At 46.7% G+C, this 20,213-nt stretch carries 20 protein-coding genes; all 20 read right to left on the reverse strand.

All coding sequences use genetic code 11. The features are described from left to right. Nucleotides 1–249: 249 nt before the first annotated feature. Complete coding sequence (gene lysS / locus GC102_RS17510; RefSeq protein WP_171690698.1) at nt 250–1,746, reverse strand: lysine--tRNA ligase; 1,497 nt, start codon at nt 1,744–1,746, stop codon at nt 250–252. A gap of 87 nt (nt 1,747–1,833) precedes the next feature. Further along, nucleotides 1,834–2,310: a transcription elongation factor GreA gene (greA, locus tag GC102_RS17515; RefSeq protein ID WP_029197805.1), complete on the reverse strand. Its 477-nt coding sequence runs from the start codon at nt 2,308–2,310 to the stop codon at nt 1,834–1,836. A gap of 222 nt (nt 2,311–2,532) precedes the next feature. Further along, complete coding sequence (gene dusB, locus GC102_RS17520) at nt 2,533–3,549, reverse strand: tRNA dihydrouridine synthase DusB (protein ID WP_171690699.1); 1,017 nt, start codon at nt 3,547–3,549, stop codon at nt 2,533–2,535. A gap of 17 nt (nt 3,550–3,566) precedes the next feature. Further along, nucleotides 3,567–3,779, reverse strand: a complete 213-nt coding sequence (locus GC102_RS17525; RefSeq protein ID WP_029197803.1) for a helix-turn-helix domain-containing protein — start codon at nt 3,777–3,779, stop codon at nt 3,567–3,569. Then, nucleotides 3,761–4,276, reverse strand: a complete 516-nt coding sequence (folK, locus tag GC102_RS17530; RefSeq protein WP_171690700.1) for a 2-amino-4-hydroxy-6-hydroxymethyldihydropteridine diphosphokinase — start codon at nt 4,274–4,276, stop codon at nt 3,761–3,763. Before folK ends, GC102_RS17525 begins: the two co-directional genes overlap by 19 nt. After that, entirely contained in the window at nt 4,273–4,641 is a 369-nt protein-coding gene (gene folB, locus GC102_RS17535) for a dihydroneopterin aldolase (protein ID WP_171649103.1), read from the reverse strand. Before folB ends, folK begins: the two co-directional genes overlap by 4 nt. Nucleotides 4,642–4,658: 17 nt before the next feature. Continuing rightward, nucleotides 4,659–5,483, reverse strand: a complete 825-nt coding sequence (gene folP / locus GC102_RS17540; protein WP_171690701.1) for a dihydropteroate synthase — start codon at nt 5,481–5,483, stop codon at nt 4,659–4,661. A gap of 29 nt (nt 5,484–5,512) precedes the next feature. After that, nucleotides 5,513–6,370 carry an aminodeoxychorismate lyase gene (gene pabC, locus GC102_RS17545; RefSeq protein WP_171690702.1) on the reverse strand — a complete coding sequence of 286 codons (858 nt, stop codon included), beginning with the start codon at nt 6,368–6,370 and terminating at the stop codon, nt 5,513–5,515. A gap of 3 nt (nt 6,371–6,373) precedes the next feature. Continuing rightward, nucleotides 6,374–6,955, reverse strand: coding sequence for an aminodeoxychorismate/anthranilate synthase component II (gene pabA, locus GC102_RS17550; protein WP_171690703.1), 582 nt, complete (start codon nt 6,953–6,955; stop codon nt 6,374–6,376). 33 nt (nt 6,956–6,988) lie between these two features. Beyond that, nucleotides 6,989–8,548 carry an anthranilate synthase component I family protein gene (locus tag GC102_RS17555; RefSeq protein ID WP_171690704.1) on the reverse strand — a complete coding sequence of 520 codons (1,560 nt, stop codon included), beginning with the start codon at nt 8,546–8,548 and terminating at the stop codon, nt 6,989–6,991. Between the two features lie 116 nt (nt 8,549–8,664). Continuing rightward, the gene (gene cysK, locus GC102_RS17560; protein WP_171690705.1) at nt 8,665–9,606 is read right to left on the reverse strand and encodes a cysteine synthase A; all 942 of its coding nucleotides are present in this window, start codon (nt 9,604–9,606) and stop codon (nt 8,665–8,667) included. Nucleotides 9,607–9,718: 112 nt separating this feature from the next. Next, entirely contained in the window at nt 9,719–10,660 is a 942-nt protein-coding gene (locus GC102_RS17565; RefSeq protein WP_171690706.1) for a peptidyl-prolyl cis-trans isomerase, read from the reverse strand. Nucleotides 10,661–10,704: 44 nt separating this feature from the next. Then, the gene (gene hslO / locus GC102_RS17570; RefSeq protein ID WP_171690707.1) at nt 10,705–11,571 is read right to left on the reverse strand and encodes an Hsp33 family molecular chaperone HslO; all 867 of its coding nucleotides are present in this window, start codon (nt 11,569–11,571) and stop codon (nt 10,705–10,707) included. Between the two features lie 23 nt (nt 11,572–11,594). Beyond that, nucleotides 11,595–12,359, reverse strand: a complete 765-nt coding sequence (locus GC102_RS17575) for a type III pantothenate kinase (protein ID WP_029197793.1) — start codon at nt 12,357–12,359, stop codon at nt 11,595–11,597. Further along, nucleotides 12,356–13,225, reverse strand: coding sequence for a carboxylating nicotinate-nucleotide diphosphorylase (gene nadC / locus GC102_RS17580; protein WP_171690708.1), 870 nt, complete (start codon nt 13,223–13,225; stop codon nt 12,356–12,358). The genes GC102_RS17575 and nadC overlap by 4 nt, the downstream gene beginning before the upstream one ends. A 1-nt stretch (nt 13,226) precedes the next feature. Further along, the gene (gene nadB, locus GC102_RS17585) at nt 13,227–14,837 is read right to left on the reverse strand and encodes an L-aspartate oxidase (protein WP_171690709.1); all 1,611 of its coding nucleotides are present in this window, start codon (nt 14,835–14,837) and stop codon (nt 13,227–13,229) included. 119 nt (nt 14,838–14,956) lie between these two features. Next, on the reverse strand, nt 14,957–15,895 hold the full coding sequence (gene nadA, locus GC102_RS17590) for a quinolinate synthase NadA (RefSeq protein ID WP_047682971.1): 939 nt from the start codon (nt 15,893–15,895) through the stop codon (nt 14,957–14,959). 212 nt (nt 15,896–16,107) lie between these two features. Next, nucleotides 16,108–18,060: an ATP-dependent zinc metalloprotease FtsH gene (gene ftsH, locus GC102_RS17595; protein WP_171690710.1), complete on the reverse strand. Its 1,953-nt coding sequence runs from the start codon at nt 18,058–18,060 to the stop codon at nt 16,108–16,110. Between the two features lie 97 nt (nt 18,061–18,157). Next, the gene (hpt, locus tag GC102_RS17600; protein ID WP_171690711.1) at nt 18,158–18,697 is read right to left on the reverse strand and encodes a hypoxanthine phosphoribosyltransferase; all 540 of its coding nucleotides are present in this window, start codon (nt 18,695–18,697) and stop codon (nt 18,158–18,160) included. A 71-nt stretch (nt 18,698–18,768) separates the two neighbouring features. Then, nucleotides 18,769–20,184, reverse strand: coding sequence for a tRNA lysidine(34) synthetase TilS (gene tilS / locus GC102_RS17605; RefSeq protein WP_171690712.1), 1,416 nt, complete (start codon nt 20,182–20,184; stop codon nt 18,769–18,771). Between the last annotated feature and the right edge of the window lie 29 nt (nt 20,185–20,213).

Below are 20,213 nucleotides of genomic sequence, written 5' to 3' on the forward strand. Positions count from 1 at the left end.
CGTGCTTACTCACTCGTTGTTCAGTTTTCAAAGATCAAATTCTCTTGTTCAACCTGCCCTCTTTCGAAAGCCGGAAGACCAATATACCATACCGAGAATTACTTTGCAACTTATTTTTGTAAGTTGTTTTTGTTAAGTTCTTTGTTGTCTCAGCGGCAACTTTTATAAGATACCACAGACGCCATGGACATTGCAAGTACTATTTTAAAATGTTTCGAGACACCGATCGGTGCCTCGAAACGCAAGCCATTATTCACCTTGACGTTCACGCATAAGCGGAAACAGTAGTACGTCCCGAATAGACGGTGCATTCGTCAATAGCATAACCAATCGGTCAATTCCTATTCCTAAACCACCCGTTGGAGGCATACCATACTCAAGCGCACGAATGAAGTCTTCATCCATCTCATGTGCCTCGTCATTGCCTTGCTCTTTCTCACGAAGCTGAGCTTCAAAACGCTCTCTTTGATCAATAGGATCGTTAAGCTCCGTAAATGCATTGGCATGTTCACGCGCTACGATAAAGAGTTCGAAGCGATCCGTGAAACGCGGATCCTCGGGGTTCTTTTTGGCAAGCGGTGAAATTTCTAAAGGATGTCCGTAAATAAAGGTCGGTTGTATTAAGGTCTCTTCAACAAATGTTTCGAAGAATTGATTCACAATGTGACCGAATGTCATATGAGGCTCAACTTGTACATGATGCTCTTTGGCCAAGCGATGAGCTTCCTCGTTCGACATGCGAGCGCTAAAGTCCACGCCCTTAACTTCTTTAATGGCATCCACCATGGATACACGTCTCCAGCCAACAGCTAAATTGACCTCGTGATCACCATATGGAACTGTTGTATTACCAAGAACTTCTTGCGCAATATGTGCAATAAGCTCCTCCGTGAGCTTCATTATGTCTTTATAGTCAGCATAAGCCTCATAAAGCTCAATCATCGTAAACTCCGGATTGTGACGCGTAGAGATACCTTCGTTACGGTATACACGCCCAATTTCGTATACTTTCTCTAATCCACCAACAATCAGACGCTTCAAATGAAGTTCAATCGCAATACGCATATGCAGTTGCATATCTAATGCATTATGGTGCGTGTTAAAAGGACGTGCAGACGCTCCACCTGCTACGGAGTGTAACGTTGGTGTCTCCACTTCTAAATATCCCAGAGAATCCAAGTACCGACGCATGGACTGAATAATACGGGAACGAAGAATAAATGTCTGCTGCACATCTTGATTCATAATCAAATCAACATAACGTTGACGATAGCGCAGTTCCACATCACTAAGACCATGGAATTTATCCGGCAGCGGAAGCAAGGATTTGGTCAAAACCTCAAGCGATTTCACTTTAATAGAAGTTTCACCGGTTTTTGTTTTGAAAACAACACCCTGAACCCCAACCATATCGCCTAAATCCAGAAGATCAAAGGCTTGGTATTTGTTTGCGTCTAGTGCATCTTCACGCACATAGATTTGAATTTTGCCTGTGATGTCTTGAAGATGTGCGAAGCTGGCCTTACCCATGCCTCTTTTTTGCATAATACGTCCGGCGATACTGACCTCATGGTGTTCAGCATCCAACTCTTCTTTGGTTTTATCTTGGTAGGCTGTAAGGATTTCTTTCGTTGAATGCGTCCTTACGTATTTGCTACCAAACGGATCGACTCCTAGACCGCGAAGCTCGTCCAATTTATTACGGCGAATGACGAGCAATTCGTTCAATTCCAATTCCTGGCTCATGCTTTCATCTCCTACTTATTAGTAAAGGGTGCTAAAACCGGAAAAAAGCTTCCGAAAGGAAGCTTTCCAAAGGAATGCGGCTGCACGCTACTTTTTAATATCAATAATTTGATACTGAATGACGCCAGCAGGAACGGTGACGTCAACGTTCGCGCCCCTTTGTTTTCCTAAAATAGCTCTACCTACAGGGCTTTCATTGGAAATCTTATTCATCAACGGATCGGATTCCGCCGTACCTACGATGTTATACTCAACCAAATCACCGAATTCCAAATCCTTCAGCGTTACGATTGAGCCAACACTCACGGTGTTGGTATCGACATCATCGTTATTAATAATACGCGCATTGCGCAGCAATTTTTCTAAAGTAATGATTCTGCCTTCAATAAAAGCTTGTTCGTTCTTCGCGTCTTCGTACTCTGAGTTCTCACTGATATCGCCATATCCGATGGCAACCTTGATTCTCTCAGCCACTTCCCGGCGCTTCACTGATTTCAGATGCTCAAGCTCATCTTCGAGCTTTCTTAAACCTTCTGGTGTAAGAATGACCTCTTTTTCAGCCATTTCCAACTGATCTCCCGTCATGTGAAAGATTTTCATATCGTTGAATCGATGCTTCCTGCTAGGAGTTGGGTCTTAAAAGAGCTGATTCAAGTAGTATGAATTCACGTTTCTTAAATTAAGTTAGTTGCTCGTTTGTCTTTCAATATATGCAGGAACACATTAATATTGACTGATTATATTGCAACGGTTTCAAAATGTCAATCTCAACCATAGCTGCATTTTTTATTGAAGTACGACTGATTCTTCATTCGTAGGTGATGAGGAATGCGCATATAGATGCTCGACATAATCATTCAAAGCTCGCACCATTTCATCACGCTTCAACATCTCCATAAGCGCATCTTTCACACGAGCCGCCCCTGTCATGCCCTTGAGGTACCACGCCATATGTTTGCGCATCTCTTTCACAGCAACATGCTCACCCTTAAGAGCAACAAGACGGTCCATGTGCAAGATCGCGATACGGATCTTCTCTTCCGGTGTCGGCTCAGGCGGTAATTCACCATTAGCAAGGTATTGTACGGTACGGTAAAGCATCCAAGGGTTGCCTAACGCGCCGCGCCCAATCATCACGCCGTCCACACCCGTATGGTCTAACATGCGTTTTGCATCCTCAGGTGTCACAACATCACCGTTCCCGATAACGGGAATCGACAGAGCTTGCTTAACATCACGAATGATGTCCCAATCCGCTTTGCCTGTATACAGCTGCTCACGAGTACGGCCGTGGACGCTTACTGCGCTTCCGCCGCCTCTTTCGACAGCTTTAGCATTTTCTATGGCATAAATGTGCTCGGAATCCCAACCGATACGCATCTTCACAGTTACTGGTTTGCTTACTGCCGCAACAACGGTTGCGATCATTTCTTCGATTTTCTCTGGTTGGAGCAACCACCTTGCACCCGCGTCACACTTTGTGATTTTCGGTACAGGACAGCCCATATTTATATCAATAATGTCTGCATTCGTCTGTTGGTCAACGATTCTAGCCGCTTGGACAAGCGTATCAGTATCGCCACCAAAGATTTGCAGACTTAGCGGCTTTTCTCGATCATCAACATAAAGCATTTCCATCGAGCGGGAATTCCCGTGAACAATGGCTTTATCACTAACCATTTCTGCACAGACTAAACCTGTACCAAATTCTTTGGCAATGAGTCGGAACGCAGGGTTACAAACACCCGCCATTGGGGCAAGCACGACTTTATTGGGAGCTTCGACATTTCCTATTTTCAGCACCGAAGATTCCACTCCTCTCATCTCGCAACCGCCGCAACTAACTCATCCGGTTCAATATTCAGAACTTGCGAGATTTTATTTATTATTTTGGTATCCGGTTTACGCGTACCTCTTTCAATAGCACCTAAGATGGCAATCGACACTCCGAGTAAATCAGCTAATTCATTCTGAGTGTACCCTTTTAACTTACGAAAAGCGCGTATACGCTGAGCTACTGAGCTTTTTTCCATAGGATTACGCCTTCCTTTCCTTCCAGTTTCTCCAAATGCGCGGAGATGAATTCAAATGCAGCATCTTGTCGCTTGTAGAGAACCTCTGTGAGAGGAACTAATACAAAAGCCCGCTCATGCATCCGCGGATGCGGAATGATCAAGTCGGGGGTTGTAAGCTGATGGTCGCCGTAAAGGAGTAAATCCAAATCGATCGTTCTCGGGCCCCAGCGCAAGTCGCGCGTTCGACCCAGTCTTTTCTCGATGGCAAGCATAGTGAACAACAACTCTTCTGCAGGTAAAACGGTGATGATTTGAATAACCATATTAAGAAAAGCAGATTGATCTACATAGCCAACCGGTTCGGTTTCGTAGATGCTGGACAATCCAGTCACCGTTATGCCCGATTCCTGATTGAGCGCTGTAATCGCATCCTGCAAATAGTGTTCACGATCATCTATATTGGATCCCAATGCGACATAAGCTATTGTGCCTTGTTCTTGTTCTTCGGCTGTCATTCATTTGCCCGCTTTCGGTTAATCTCTACAGTTACCCCGTCAAAAAATACGGCAAAGGGCGGATGCGGCTTAATGACGCGAACCGTCACTTCATTGATACTAGTATAAGTATGCAGCAGCTCGGATGCAATATTTTCTGCTAAAGCTTCAATTAATTTATAAGTGCGACCTTCCACAACCTCTTTGACTTTGAAAAATACTTCCCCGTAATTAACCGTATCATCCAGATGATCCGACTTGCCGGGTTTGTCCAGCGGAAGCATAAGCTCCACATCTACATAAAAGCGTTGACCGAGCTTATTCTCTTCCGGAAAAACACCATGATTACCAAAGAACTGCATGCGGGAGAGTGTTATTTTGTCCAATGTAAGAGCCTCCAAGTTTAGGTTAACTGCGAACGAATGATGGCATCTGTCATAACCGATAAACGTTTCATCGCTTGAATATCGTGTACTCTGATCATCCCACAGCCTTGGGCAATTCCAAGCACCACTGTCGATGCTGTTCCTTCCAAACGTTCCTCAGGAGGCAGATCGAGCGTTAAGCCAATGACGCTTTTGCGGGATGTGCCTAAAAGGACCGGATATCCGAGATCGACGATCGTACGCAGATGGTTCATGAGGAACAAGTTCTGCTCGTAGGTCTTAGCAAATCCGATGCCTGGGTCTAAAATAATACGCTCTTCCCGAACGCCAACTTCTCTGGCTTGATTCGCATAGAGCTGTAAGTCGGTTGTGACGTCACGGAGAAAATCAGAATACGTCGGGTTCACACGATTATGTGTGATGATAAACGGACAATCGTAGCTGGCCGCAACGATTGCCATTCCAACGTCGGCTTGGCCACCCCATACATCGTTGATAATATGCGCTCCCGCTTCTAATGCTTGCTTCGCGACCTCCGCTTTGTAAGTATCTATAGAAATAGGAATGTTTACTTCCTTGCTTATTGCCTCAATGACCGGAATAACCCGCTGCAGTTCTTCTTCTTGTGTGACCTTGGCAAAACCCGGTCGGGTCGATTCTCCCCCGATATCAATGATGTCAGCGCCTTCGGCTACCATTTGGCGAGCTCTGCGCACCGCATCCTCAACCCTAATGTAATTTCCACCGTCGGAAAAGGAGTCTGGGGTTACGTTTAATATGCCCATAATGATCGTCCGATCACCAATGGGCAGCTCATGTCCTCTACAGGATAACACTTTCATTACCGTTCACTTCCTGTTGTTTTCAAATGTTAGTTATAAAGTTCGCATAGTTGGCGGGTTATCGGACCTACGACACCCTTTCCAACAGCTTGTGATTGTCCACTGGGTGTGAACAATGTCGTGATGGGTAAGATCTCTTGTATAGAATTAACGATAAACACCTCATCGGCTTCCAGAAGATCTTCCCATCTGTATAGGCCGCCCTGTGTAGGAATCTGCTGCTGCTGTGCCAGCTGTAACACATAGGCTCTTGTGATGCCAGGTAAGATGCCTGTATCCAGCGATGGCGTATAGCAGGCTCTATCCTTTATAAAAAAGATGTTGCTCACGATGCCCTCAGCTACATAACCTTCTTCGGTCAGCATCAGGCCTTCTGCGCCAGCTGCCCAGTCATACTGCTGCAGCTCTCTTTTAGCAAGGATATTATTCATATAGTGAAAGGACTTGAAGCGGTATAGACCTTCCGGCGTATTACGAGGCAGCTTCAGCAGCTGCAGCGCTTTGCCCTGTGTATAGATCTGCTCGTCCCTTGGTGGAAGCGACTTGATGTAAATGATCTCTGTTGGGTTTTGATAGACGCCTGATGGCAGCCCAAGGATATCAACTCCGGCCGAAACGGAGTAGCGGATATACGCATCCTCTAGGTTATTGGCTTTAAGCAGCTCATCAATCAGACGCTGAATGTGTGCAAGGTCCGGCTCATAGCCAATCCCAAGCTCACGGCAGCCCTCTGTTAGACGCCGAAGATGCTCGGGCAGCAGGAACGGTTCTTTCTTATAGGTGCGAAATGTCTCGAAAAGGCCGAGGCCGTAAAGAAAGCCGTGATCGTAAACCGAGACCACAGCTTCCTTATCATTTGTTAGAATCCCATTGACGCTAATAATCATAAATTAAACTCCCGCTTTGGCCGTGCGGCGAAGAAAATTCCGCAGGATCTGATGACCGTGCTGAGTAATGATCGATTCTGGGTGGAACTGCACGCCTTCAATCGGATATTCCTTATGGCGCAATGCCATAATTTCACCCTCAGCTGTACGCGCACTAACTTCCAAGCAATCAGGCAGTGTCTCGACTTTGACGATTAAGGAATGATACCGAGTCGCTATAAAAGGGGATGGAAGCCCTTCGAACAAGGTTTTACCATCATGGAAAATCTCCGAAGTTTTACCATGCATTAAGCGCTCTGCGCGAATGACGTCGCCGCCAAAAGCTTGACCAATCGATTGATGGCCTAGACAGACGCCGAAGATGGGGATTTTACCCTTGAAATGGTCGATAAGTGATAAGCTAATTCCGGCTTCATTCGGCGTGCAAGGACCTGGAGATATTAGAATATGATCGGGCGCCAAAGCCTCAACGCCAGCTAAATCAATTTCGTCATTACGACGAACGACGACTTCTTCACCGATCTCCCCCAAATATTGGACGAGGTTGTACGTAAACGAATCATAATTATCAATCACTAAAATCATTCTAAGCTCCCCTTTCGTCAGCCCTGCTAGGGCTTAAGCTCGGCTCATGCTCCGCTCGCTATATTCTATCGCTTTCCACATCGCTTTGGCTTTATTCAAGGATTCAATGTACTCACGTTCAGGTATGGAATCAATGACGATGCCTGCCCCTGCTTGAATGTGGCCCAACCCTTGAACAGCTACCAGCGTCCGTATAATTATATTAAATTCCATATTTCCATTATAGTCAATCCACCCCATGGATCCTGTATAAGGACCGCGGCGAACTGGCTCTAATTCTTCAATAATTTCCATGGTGCGAATCTTTGGAGCACCTGTAATCGTGCCTCCTGGGAAGGTCGCCGCTATGACATCATAGGCGTCCTTCCCCTCTGCGAGCTCGCCGACGACTTCCGAGACGATATGCATCACATGGGAGTAGTATTCGATGACCATGAAGTCTTTCACACGGACGGAGCCGTACTTCGAGATGCGGCCAAGGTCGTTGCGCTCGAGATCGACCAGCATGACGTGCTCGGCGCGCTCTTTGTCGTTGTCGATGAGCTCGCCGGCTAGGCGCAGGTCATCCTGCTCGTCCTTGCCGCGCGGGCGTGTGCCAGCGATAGGACGCGTCCGCAGGACGCCGTCCTCAAGCTGCACGAGCAGCTCCGGCGAGCCGGAGACGAGGGCGAAGCCTGCGAAACGCAGCAAGCCCATGTAAGGCGAGGGATTGACGATGCGCAGCGCCTCGTAGATCTCCTCCGGCGTCGTGCGCAGCTGCCGGCTCTGTCTAACGGACAAGTTGACTTGGAACACGTCACCTTGGGAGATGTAGCCTTGAATGCGCTGCACCGCCGCGATGTAATCGGCTTTGCCGAAGGCAGGCTGGATGCCTGCGATGCTCTCGACGTCGATGTGCAGCTGCTCGCGCGCGATCGTCGGTTGGTCCGCACCGCTCAGGTGCGAGCCTGAACAGCTGTTGGAGCGGATCGCATGCCAGCGAGAGAGCATCGCCTCAGCCTGAGCGTGCGCCTGTGCGTAAAGCTGCCGGAGATAAGTGTCATCGGCTGCTCGGCTCTTCTCAAGCGGCATATGCACCGCAATGTACAGACTCTTATCGATATGATCCAAGGTCCAGACTTGATCATACATAGCGAAGCTATAATCCGGAATCGGCAAATCATTTGCCGCTTGCTCCGGGAGTTTCTCAATGGTGCGGATCACGTCATAGCTCCAATAACCTACACAGCCGCCAAGAAACTTAGGAGCTCCTTCGACTTTGGGGCTGTGATAAGCTGACATCCATTGCTTCACGATGTCTAGCGGGTTTCCTTGCAAGTGTGAAACTTGAGGCTTGCCTTTATCAACTTGGTTGATCATAGTCATTTCTGCATCCAAACCGTTTCCATGAATCGTAGAAAACGGCTGTAAACCGAAGCACGTGTAACGTCCCCCTTTGCCGCTTTCCAGAACAAAGGAATCAGGCGCGGCTTCTTTCCACGCTTCTTGCCAAGAAGCGATCCGGTCGTCGGCAAGTCCCAGTTTAATGACATAAGGCAGCATCGTGTACGTGGAGGACCAATTACGCCACTGCTCTACTGTTGTTAGGATCATATTTGCCCTCCTTCCTGTGACATCCGATGATTAGTTGTCCATTAGTATACTCCAACCTTACACAGAAAAAAAGCCCCCGGCTGCAGCAGCTGGAGGCTCGTTCGTAGCAAGTAATCTTATTGCTCTTCGAATTGATACAATGGCGTAGAAAGGTAACGCTCACCGTTACTTGGAATCACAGCAACTACACGGTTGCCTGCGCCAAGCTCTTTAGCAACTTTAAGCGCTGCAAAAATCGCTGCACCGGAGGAGATACCACCAAGGATACCTTCTTCTTTGGCTACACGACGTGAAGTTTCGAAAGCATCTTCGTTTTCAACAGCAATAATCTCGTCGTAAATGCTTGTGTTCAGAATGTCCGGAACAAAGCCTGCGCCGATACCTTGAATTTTATGAGGACCTGGCTTGCCGCCGGAAAGTACCGGGGATGCAGCTGGTTCAATGGCATAAATCTTGATGTTCGGGAAGTTTTCTTTCAGCACGCCACCTGCGCCTGTAATTGTTCCGCCCGTACCGATACCTGCAATGAAAGCGTCCAATTTGCCATCGTGAGCATTAATCGCTTCAACGATTTCCGGACCTGTTGTTTCACGGTGAACTTTCACGTTTGCTAAGTTTTTGAATTGTTGCGGGATGAAGTAGGAAGGATTCTCTGCTTGAAGCTCCTCAGCACGTTTGATCGCGCCCTTCATTCCTTCTGCTCCTGGCGTCAGAACTAGCTGAGCCCCGTAAGCGCGAAGCAGGTTACGTCTTTCCAAAGACATCGTTTCTGGCATAACCAGAATCGCCTTGTATCCTTTTGCAGCTGCGACTAAAGCTATTCCGATTCCTGTGTTACCGCTAGTCGGCTCAACAATCGTATCGCCTGGCTTCAATATACCTTCTTGCTCAGCTACTTCGATCATGGAGATGGCAATACGGTCTTTTACGCTGGCACCTGGATTTTGGTACTCAAGTTTCACATAAATCTCTGCGCTTCCTTCTGGAACAACGCGGTTTAAACGAACAAGCGGTGTATCGCCAATCAATTCCGTAATGCTTTGCACTAATCTTGCCATGCTATTTCCCCTCCAGGTTAAATAATCGATGATTTCCGAGTTAATTAGTCGGTATTAATACATTCATCTTATCAATGCACTTACTGGTTGTCAACCATATTTTCACAGAATGTCAACGCAATTGAGGGTCAAGGATGTTAACCTTCCATTTCACTCGAAGCTGCTGCACATAATCCTTGAGAGGCGGTGCTTCCCGAAGCGCTAGCTCTCTCCGTACATTTTCTCGAACGAAAGCAAGATCTGGATTTACTTTCTCTCGCCGATTCTTCAGCTTCACAATCGCGAATCCTTGTGGCAGAGGGACAGGCTTACTCACTTCTCCCACCTTCAGCAGTTTCGCCGCTTCAAGAACGGGAGCAGCAACAAAGGGATCGTCTCCTTCAATCCAACCCAAATCACCGCCGGTGGTATTGGTTGCATCATCCAGCGAACGATCTCTGGCAAGGGTCGCAAAACTCTCTCCTTTTGCCAGCTCCGCAATGACTTTATTCGCTTGATCCTTGGTCGACACGATAATCTGAAGAATATTATATTCGGTATCTTGCTTGAACTCATCGGCATGCGTCTTTATATAGTCTTCTACCTGAGCATCCGTTATTTGAATATTTTTGGTTGCGAGCTTCTCGAGTAAGAGTTTATTGGTAACATCTTCCTTGATTTCTTGCTCTGACAAACCTAACTGATTTTGCATGGATGCATAAAATTGTTGCTCACTCTCATAACCTTGCTGCATCCGTTTCAACTCACGGTTAATCTCCGCGCTTCCAATCGAAGTCCCTGTCTCGTTTCCTTCCAGACGTATCACTTCACGATCCAACATTTGACCCAGCAGTTCTGCCCCATAATGACGTTCAAGAGCTGTTTGAAGCTCCAGAATGGTCAAATCACGATTTCCAACTTTGGCGACTACCCGATCATTCTTCTGCTCACCCTGCTTCTCAGGTTCTGGTGGTTGACTTGGTTCTGATTGGTTCATGGTATGGGTGACCAGCAAGGATGCGAGCACGAGATTACCTACAGCCATTACGATAATGACTCCCCACAATCGCTTCACGTTTGCATCCTGACTCCCTCTTTACATCTATAATGCTGCTTGCTCTATAGTTCAATCATCCGCTTCAAATCATCTTCGTTAAAGCGATAAGCTTCATTGCAGAAATGACAGACGACTTCAGCAAACCCTTCATCTTCAAGAATTTCTTGCAGCTCAATCTTCCCTAAGGAAATAAGCGTTGTTTCAACTCTTTCACGACTGCATTTACAACGGAACATGACATCCATCTGATCAAGCTTCTGGAAAGATGGTAGCACCGTTTGAAGGATTTCTTCTAGATTCAAACCCCCACCTAGCATACTTGTGAAGGATGGAATGCGAGAAAGCATCTCTTCAATGTCTCCAATTTCATCATTTGTTAATCCTGGGAGCAATTGAATAACGAATCCACCCGAGGCAAGGATGGAGTGATCCGTATTAACCAATACCCCTAGCGCTACAGCCGAAGGCGTTTGTTCAGACTTGGCAAAATAATACGTGAAATCTTCAGCCAATTCTCCTGAAACGATCGGAACGCTGCCTTTATAAGGCTCTTTCATACCTAAATCCTTCGTTATGTACAAAAATCCATCAGTTCCCACCGCAGCAGCAACATCTAGCTTGCCATTCTCTTTAAGGGGAGGATCGACTAACGGATTATCGACATAACCGCGTACCTCACCCTTCGCATTCGCATCGACCACAATTTGACCGATGGGTCCATCGCCTTTTACTTGAACAATGAGATGTTCTTCACCCTTCAGCATAGCTGCAATGAGAAGTCCCGCAGCAGCCGTTCTTCCTAATGCGGCCGTGGCTGTTGGTGTTGTTTGGTGTCTTTGGCTAAGTTCTTCTGTGAGGACAGTCGTTTCAACGGCAAAAGCGCGAACTTTTCCACCCAGCGCTGTTCCTCGAATCAAATAATCGCCCATGTTAAATCCTTTCCCTAAACAGCTTATGCATTTTTCTCATAAATCATTTGTAGACCTTGCAGGGTCAGCAGTGGATTGACGATCTGAATGGTACGAGATTCACTGGAAATCAGTTCCGCAAGACCACCCGTAGCAATAACTGTTGGATTGACATTAAATTCTTGAATGACACGCTCGACAATCCCATCAACTTGGCCTACATAGCCGAAAATAATCCCTGCCTGCATCGCCGCTACGGTATTACGACCAACGACGCTCTTCGGCTTGACCAGCTCAATGCGAGGCAACTTCGCCGCCTTTTGATATAATGCTTCCGTTGAGATACCGATTCCCGGTGCAATCGCGCAGCCAACAAGCTGCTGGGAAGGATCGATGTAGTCGTATGTTGTGGCCGTCCCGAAATCAACAATGATACAAGGTGCCCCGTACAGCTCAAGAGCCGCGACAGCATTTACTATGCGATCAGCGCCGACCTCTTTGGGATTGTCTACACGCACGTTCAGCCCTGTCTTAATACCAGGACCAACGATGAATGGCGTCCTTTTCAAATAGTGTAAGCAAAGGTTTTCCATTACATTCATAAGCGGAGGAACAACGGAAGAGACAATGACACCTTCCACTTGCGCAAATGAGATGCCCGAGTGTTGAAAAAGGCTATGCAGCTGCATCCCATACTCATCGACTGTCGCTGAACGGTTCGTACTAACCCGCCAGTGATGAAGGAGCGTTCGCTCTTGATAGAGACCGAGCACAATGTTCGTATTCCCAACATCGATAACGAGAATCATAGCGCGGTCTCCTTCCGCTCATTCAGATCTAATGAGATATCCAGCGCTGCAACCGAATACGTCAAGCGCCCAACGGAGATCACATCGACGCCCGTTTCTGCCATCGCTTTAATGGTCTGAGGTGTTACAGAACCTGATCCCTCTACTACAATATGCGGCGCTTTACTTTTAATTATGGAAACTGCTTCTTTCATCTTCGCAGGAATCATATTATCGAGCATGATGATATCCGCACCAGCCGCTAATGCTTCGTGCAATTGCTCAAAATTCTCGACCTCCACCTCGATCTTCATCGTGTGGGGGATCTGCTGCCGAGCCGCTTGTACAGCTTGTGTGATGCCTCCTGAGCCTTTAATATGATTATCTTTAATCATCACAGCATCATAGAGTCCGAATCGATGATTATGACCGCCACCCACTCGTACAGCATACTTCTCAAGCAGTCTGTGTCCCGGAGTCGTTTTCCGCGTATCGACAAGTCTAGTCGGCACGCCTTCTAAAGCATCGACAAACTCACGCGTCTTGGTCGCAATTCCTGATAATCGCTGCATCAAATTAAGGCTTAATCTTTCACCCAGCAGAATACTGCGCGTATTGCCTTCCACTTCAGCTAGTATGGTCCCTTTATAAACAGACGATCCTTCAACTACTTTAGTTTCAAAACGAAGAGAAGCATCGACCACAGCAAAAACTTCTTGGGCGATTCGGAGTCCACAGACAATTCCGTCTTCTTTGACGTGGATAATCCCTTTGGACGCATGTTCCAAAGGGATCGTTGTCAGAGTCGTGACATCGCCGGTTCCAATATCCTCTTCCAACCAAAGCCGAATATGTTTACGAATGAGTTCCATATTTAAATCGAGCATGTTAAATCCACTCCTCAATGCTATCTTCCCCGCGCTTAAAAACAATATGCTTCTTCCATGCTTGATCATCCCGTTCGGGGAAATCTTCCCGGTAATGACCGCCGCGACTTTCTTCCCGCGCTAGAGCCGCTGTTGTCGTTAGAAGCGCACAGTTAAGTAAATTCGCAAACTCATAATCTTCGCGTTTCGTCATCAAAGAACCGAAGATAGAGAGTTGTCTTGCCAATTCGTCATACCCTTTTTGCAAGCCTTTGGCTGAACGTTTCAGTCCCGCGTAACGAAGCATAACCTTTTGCAGCTTAAGCTTTTTCTCGACAACGGCTTGATTCGGGATTTCCGTTCTTGGCGCTTTGGATTCAGCGCGTATTTGAATGTTACCTTCCAAAGGAGCGAGCTCCTGTATTCGTTCGATGATTCTTCTACCAAACACAATAGCTTCCGACAGCGAGTTACTGGCTAATCGATTAGCGCCATGTACACCTGTAGAAGACACTTCCCCACAAGCGAAAAGACGGCGAACGATCGTTTCTCCGTGTAAATCTGTTTTGACGCCGCCCATCATATAATGAGCTGCAGGAGCAACCGGAATCCAGTCGGTGCTCATATCTAGACCGTAGTTGAGGCAATATTCATATATCGTCGGGAATCGATGTTTAATTAACTCTTCGGATTCGTGCGTAATGTCGATGTAGACGAAGGTCGATTTGCAATTCTCCATCTCGTCGACAATGGCACGGGCTACGACATCCCTAGGCGCTAGCTCAAGCTGGGGATGGTAATGCTCCATGAAGCGCTCCCCCTTGATATTGCGGAGATAAGCCCCCTCGCCGCGCACCGCTTCCGAGATCAGGAAGCGCGGAGCACCAGGGTAGCAGAGCGCCGTGGGGTGGAATTGAATAAATTCCACGTCCTGAATTTGCGCACCTGCGCGATGAGCAATCGCAATCCCATCGCCTGTGGCGATGTCAGGGTTTGTGGTGTAGCGGAACAGCTGTCCCGCCCCGCCGGAGCAAAGGATCGTAGCATTGCCGCGGACGAATACCCGCTGGCCGCTAGGCTTCTGTACGAGTGCGCCATAGCACTCGCCATCCTGCGTGATCAGGTCGATCACGAAGTGATCGTCCCAGATCTCAATGTTCGGATCTTGCTTCGTGCGTTCCGAAAGAGCTCGTACAATTTCAGCGCCTGTGGCGTCGCCATGCGCATGCAAAATACGACGTTGGCTGTGCGCTCCCTCTTTGGTCAAAGCAAACTCCCCGTTCTCAAGGTCGAACTGGGTACCCATACGAATGAGGTCCTGGACGCCGTTGGGGCCTTCATGAACGAGAACGTCAACGGCCTCCGGCGAACATAGACCTGCACCTGCTATCAGAGTATCCTGCATATGATATTCCGGTGAATCCTCGTCTGATATAACAGCAGCAATTCCGCCTTGCGCATAGCGTGTGTTACTGTCGAGGAGCGATTTCTTCGTAATCATCAGCACTTTCTTATTTTCACTAGCGCGAAGAGCAGTGAATAAACCTGCAATGCCCGCGCCAATCACAATAACATCTGTATGTACATGAGGAATGGAATCTAAATCTACATCTACGAGGTATCTAGGAATCATGCCGCTTCACCTGTTCTTCACCATTAATAGCTCGCAAAGCAAACGTATCCGATGGATTAATCGACTATAGGAATGCTTTGCGAGGGTACCCTACCTATTAAACAAGAGAGTAGCGCATGCTACTTTACTTGTAACATGCGCTCTAAGGACAATCTTGCTTTATCAGCTACATCTTCTGGCACATAAATCTCTGGCTGCATCGTTTCAAGACACTTCACAATTTTCTTCAAATTGTTTACTTTCATATTCGGGCATACCAAATATTTGGTTGCAAAATGGAACTGTTTATCTGGACTGTCCAGACGAAGCTGGTATCCAGTTCCATCCTCCGTTCCAACGATAAACTCTTTGCAATCGGACTCTTTGCAATATTTGATAATCGCTGTCGTACTACCGACGAAATCTCCCAGTTTAACAACTTCTGGACGACATTCCGGATGAACAACGAACTGAGCATTCGGGTATTGAGCTCTCATTTCTTCCACATCTTTAACGGTCAGCATATCATGCGTATTGCAATAGCCTTCCCAGATGATCACTTTTTTGCTTGTGAATTTTGATACATAGTCACCCAAATTTTTATCCGGTACCCAGATGATCTCATCTGAATCGACGGAATTGATGACGTTGATGGCATTTGCCGAAGTACAGCAAATATCTGTTTCTGATTTCACATCAGCAGATGTATTAATGTAAGCAACAACTTTGGCATTAGGATGCTGGCGTTTCAAAGCACGCAGACCTTCTACATTCACCATATCCGCCATCGGGCAGCCTGCACGTTCGTCAGGAATAATGACTGTTTTGTTAGGAGCAAGAATCTTAGCACTTTCCCCCATGAAATGAACGCCACAGAATACTATCACATCAGCATCGGTTTGCGCTGCCTTCTGCGCGAGCAGAAAGGAATCCCCCCGGAAATCGGCAACCTCTTGAACTTCGTCACGTTGATAATAATGAGCAAGAATAATAGCATTCCGTTCTTTCTTTAGCTGCAGCAACCGTTCTTTGAGTTCGCGGTTCTGCTCGGCTTTGCGTTCTAATGCTAGAGCTTCCATGGTGCTTCCTCCCCTGTCTGGGACGTATAGTGTACTTCTTGTCTATCTAAAAATAGGATTAACAGTAGTATGATCTAATCGTAATAAAATTAGAGATTTACAACTAATTTACACATTCTCACATCCCCTGTCAATGCGCAAATATGCCGAAAAAACCAGAAAATCCGGGTACACCTGACGTGTACACCGGATTTACGAGTTGCTATTGCTTGTTACTCTTCGGAATGATCCGAATTGGAATCTTTATCTTTGTTTAACTCCAATTTATTGCTTTCGTTAGATTGGCTTTGCCCTTGAATGTTCACTTTGACCTCTTCGTCATCCGCGCTTGCATTCAATTTGCCTTTCTCTAGAAGCTCGATGATTTCGTCTTTATCGAGTGTTTCTTTCTCAAGCAGCGTTTTGGCTACGAGATGAATCTGATCCGCATGCTCCGTAAGCATCGCACGAGCGCGATCATAACAAGTGCGAATAAAGCTTTGCATCTCTTGATCAATCTCATAAGCAATCGCATCACTATAGTTTTGCTCATGTCCGATATCGCGGCCTAAGAACACTTGGCCTTGCGAGCTGCCGAACTGCATTGGTCCTAGCTTATCGCTCATACCATATTCCATAATCATGCGACGAACAATACCGGTTGCTTTCTGGAAGTCGCTATAAGCCCCAGTGCCAATTTCTCCGATAAATAATTCCTCGGAAACACGGCCTCCCAGGAGTCCTGTTACTTTATCCAGCAATTCGTTCTTCGTCTGCATCATGCGATCTTCGCCTTCTTTGGGCAGCATCATGACATAACCGCCAGCGCGTCCACGCGGAACGATCGTAACTTTGTGCACCATATCGGCATTCTCTGCATAATAACCAATGATCGCGTGTCCGGCTTCATGATAAGCAACAATGCGCTTCTCAGACTCGCTGATAATCCGACTTTTCTTCTGCGTACCTACAATTATACGGTCAAAAGCTTCCTCGATCTCAGCCATCGAAATGTCTTTACGGTTACGACGAGCAGCAATCAAAGCTGATTCGTTCAAAAGATTCTCTAAATCTGCACCTGTGAATCCAGTTGTGTAGCGAGACAGGGCGTCCAGCTTCACGTCTTTGGCAAGCGGTTTGTTGCGAGCATGTACTTTCAGTACAGCTTCGCGGCCTTTGATGTCCGGACGATCTACCGTGATTTGACGGTCGAAACGACCTGGACGCAGTAAGGCTGGGTCAAGGATATCAGGGCGGTTAGTCGCTGCAACGATAATGATACCTTCGTTCGCGCCAAAGCCGTCCATTTCTACTAGCAATTGATTGAGTGTTTGTTCACGCTCGTCATGTCCGCCGCCTAAACCAGCGCCACGTTGACGACCTACAGCATCGATCTCATCGATAAAAATGATACAAGGTGAGTTCTTCTTCGCGTTCTCGAACAAGTCACGAACACGGGAAGCACCGACACCGACGAACATCTCAACGAAGTCAGAACCTGAAATACTGAAGAATGGTACGCCTGCTTCACCAGCAACAGCTCGTGCAAGAAGGGTTTTACCGGTTCCCGGAGGACCATTGAGCAGAACCCCTTTAGGAATTCTAGCACCGACAGCTGCGAATTTCCGTGGATCTTTGAGGAATTCGACAACCTCGATCAATTCTTGCTTCTCTTCGTCAGCACCTGCCACGTCTTCAAATGTGACGCGTTTTTTCTCCTCATTATATAAGCGGGCACGGCTTTTGCCGAAGTTCATCACTTTGCCGCCGCCACCTTGAGCCTGATTTAACAGGAAGAAAAACAAGATGAAGATAATGACGAATGGGATGATGGAAGTTAGGAAACTAATCCAAACGCTATCCCGTTCCATAGTCTCGTACGTTTCTGATGGAACGCCATTCGCTTCAATCAGCTGGACGACCATAGGCTCGAACGGAGCATGGGTTTCGAAGCTCTTCTTATCAGCACCACTTGGTGGGTTAATGTACTTACCTTTAATCAAATATGTGTATCCATCAAACTTTAAGGTCACGGATTCCACATTTTTGTTAACCACCGCTTGGCGGAATTTATCGTAAGTAATTAGCTCCTTTTGCTCGTTTTGGGTACTAATGAAATGGACGATACCTACAGTAACCAAAAATATAAGTAAATAAAAGCCGGTATTCCGGATAATTCGATTCATCCCGAGCCTCCTCTCAAACGGCACACGTTTATTATTTTACCACATCCCGGTAAAGCACTACAACATAACAGCGCTGATGAGTCTGCGGGAAATGACATTAGCTACTGTAGATCTCTGGTTTCAATATGCCGATAAATGGAAGGTTGCGATATTTCTCTGCATAATCCAGACCATACCCGACTACGAACTCATCTGGAAGCACATAACCTGCATATTCAGGTTCGAGTTCCACAGTTCTGCGTGCCGGTTTATTAAACAGCGCAACGACCGAAATCGTCTTAGCATTGCGTCGCTCTAGCACATCTATCAGATAACTCAGCGTTAAACCGCTATCGATAATGTCCTCCACGATAAGAATATGACGTCCTTCTACGGGAACATCAAGATCTTTAATAATCTTGACAACACCAGAAGATTTCGTGGATTGACCATAGCTGGATACAGCCATGAAATCGAGTTCCAATGGTACTCTGATTTGCTTCACAAGATCAGCCATAAAAATGAAAGCTCCCTTAAGCACACAGATAACCAATGGGTTCTTACCTTCGTAATCGATGGAGAGTTTCTCTCCTAATTCTTTGATCTTGCCTTGAATCTGTTCTTCACTGTAAAGAACTTCTTGAATGTCGCTGTACAAGGATGAACCCCCTAGTTTTATATTATGAATCCTTATAAATTTACATTCTAGAAGAACGAAATTTACGCATATTACTTCAGCACTAGCTTCATATGAAGTACACGTACTGTATCTGGTCCAACCAGAGCGTGCTTGGACCTACGAAAGCCAGCAATCCAAAGGATTTGCCCGGAAGCATCGACTAGCAGTGGAATGACATCACGCCGGCTTAGCGGCATTTTGGCATCAATGAACATATCCTTTACTTTTTTGGATCCGTTTAAACCATGCGGCTCAAACCGATCTCCTGTCTTGCGACTCCTTACAACAAGCGGCAAGTTAAGTTGATCCAGATCCAAAAACACGTCCGTTGCAGATGAGAAAAAAGCAGTTGTCTCCTTCGAACTAGCCGGCACCCATGAGCAAATCAGTTTGGCTTCCACTTCCGGCAGGCTCAGCTCGCTTGTATCTAATCCAACCTCATAAGCATAAGGCTTCGTAGAAGGAGCGAAGGTCTGAAATTGAATAGATTCATATTCTCTCACAATATAAACCTGTTCATCCACCTGAAGGACTTGATTAGAAACCTTATCCTGTAAAATCAACTCACGCATACTTTCAATTCGTGTAAAATCCAACCGATCTCTTTCCAAACAAAGACAGTTTAATATTAATTTAATCAAACGCCTTTGTAAAGCAACGTGCAGCTCAGTGAAATCGCGTCTTACTATGCGGCAGCAGGCTTGCTGAAAAGTCGTTATTCGGCGAAAAACCTGCTCGGCTTCTTTGGCCAAATAATCATCCTCAGCTCGCATCAAATCCGTCAATCGATTCAGTGACTCTGGAAGTTGTTCATTATACTGCTTCAGCATCGGCATCACATCAAGCCGAATCTGATTACGAAAATACTTCCGCAGCTCATTGCTGCTGTCCTTACAATACGTCATTTCATGCTGAGCGCAATAATTCACAATATCTGCTTTGTATATACGTAAAAACGGACGAATCAGTTCCACTTTTTTTTCGCGCCTACGCTCCGGCATACCAACCAGGCCTGAAGGGCCTGTCCCTCTCAGAATCCGCATCATGACGGTTTCGGCTTGATCATCCGCATGATGAGCGAAGGCAATACGCTTAGCGCTGTATTTCGCCGCAATCTGATGAAGAAATTCGTAACGCTTCTCACGTGCCGCGGCTTGCCCATTGAGTGACGTTTCCTCTATATAGGCGGGCACATCAATGACGCCGATTTCACATGGAAGCCCTAGGTCATCTGCAAGCTTCTCTACGAAAGAGGCTTCCGCATCCGATTCCGCGCCGCGGAATTGATGATTCACATGAGCAACAACGAGCTGCCAGCTATAACGCTCAGCAAGGGCAAAAAGGACATGAAGCAGCCCCACGGAATCAGGTCCTCCTGAAACCGCAACGACAACTACATCTCCTGGATCGACGAGTTTTTCTTCAATAATTCGCTGTTCCACCTTGGCAACAAGATCGATTTCCATCGGGTATTCCTTTCTATTCCTGCACTTTC

The organism is Paenibacillus germinis (assembly GCF_013141785.1).
GTDB classification, from domain to species: Bacteria; Bacillota; Bacilli; order Paenibacillales; family NBRC-103111; genus Paenibacillus_E; species Paenibacillus_E phytorum.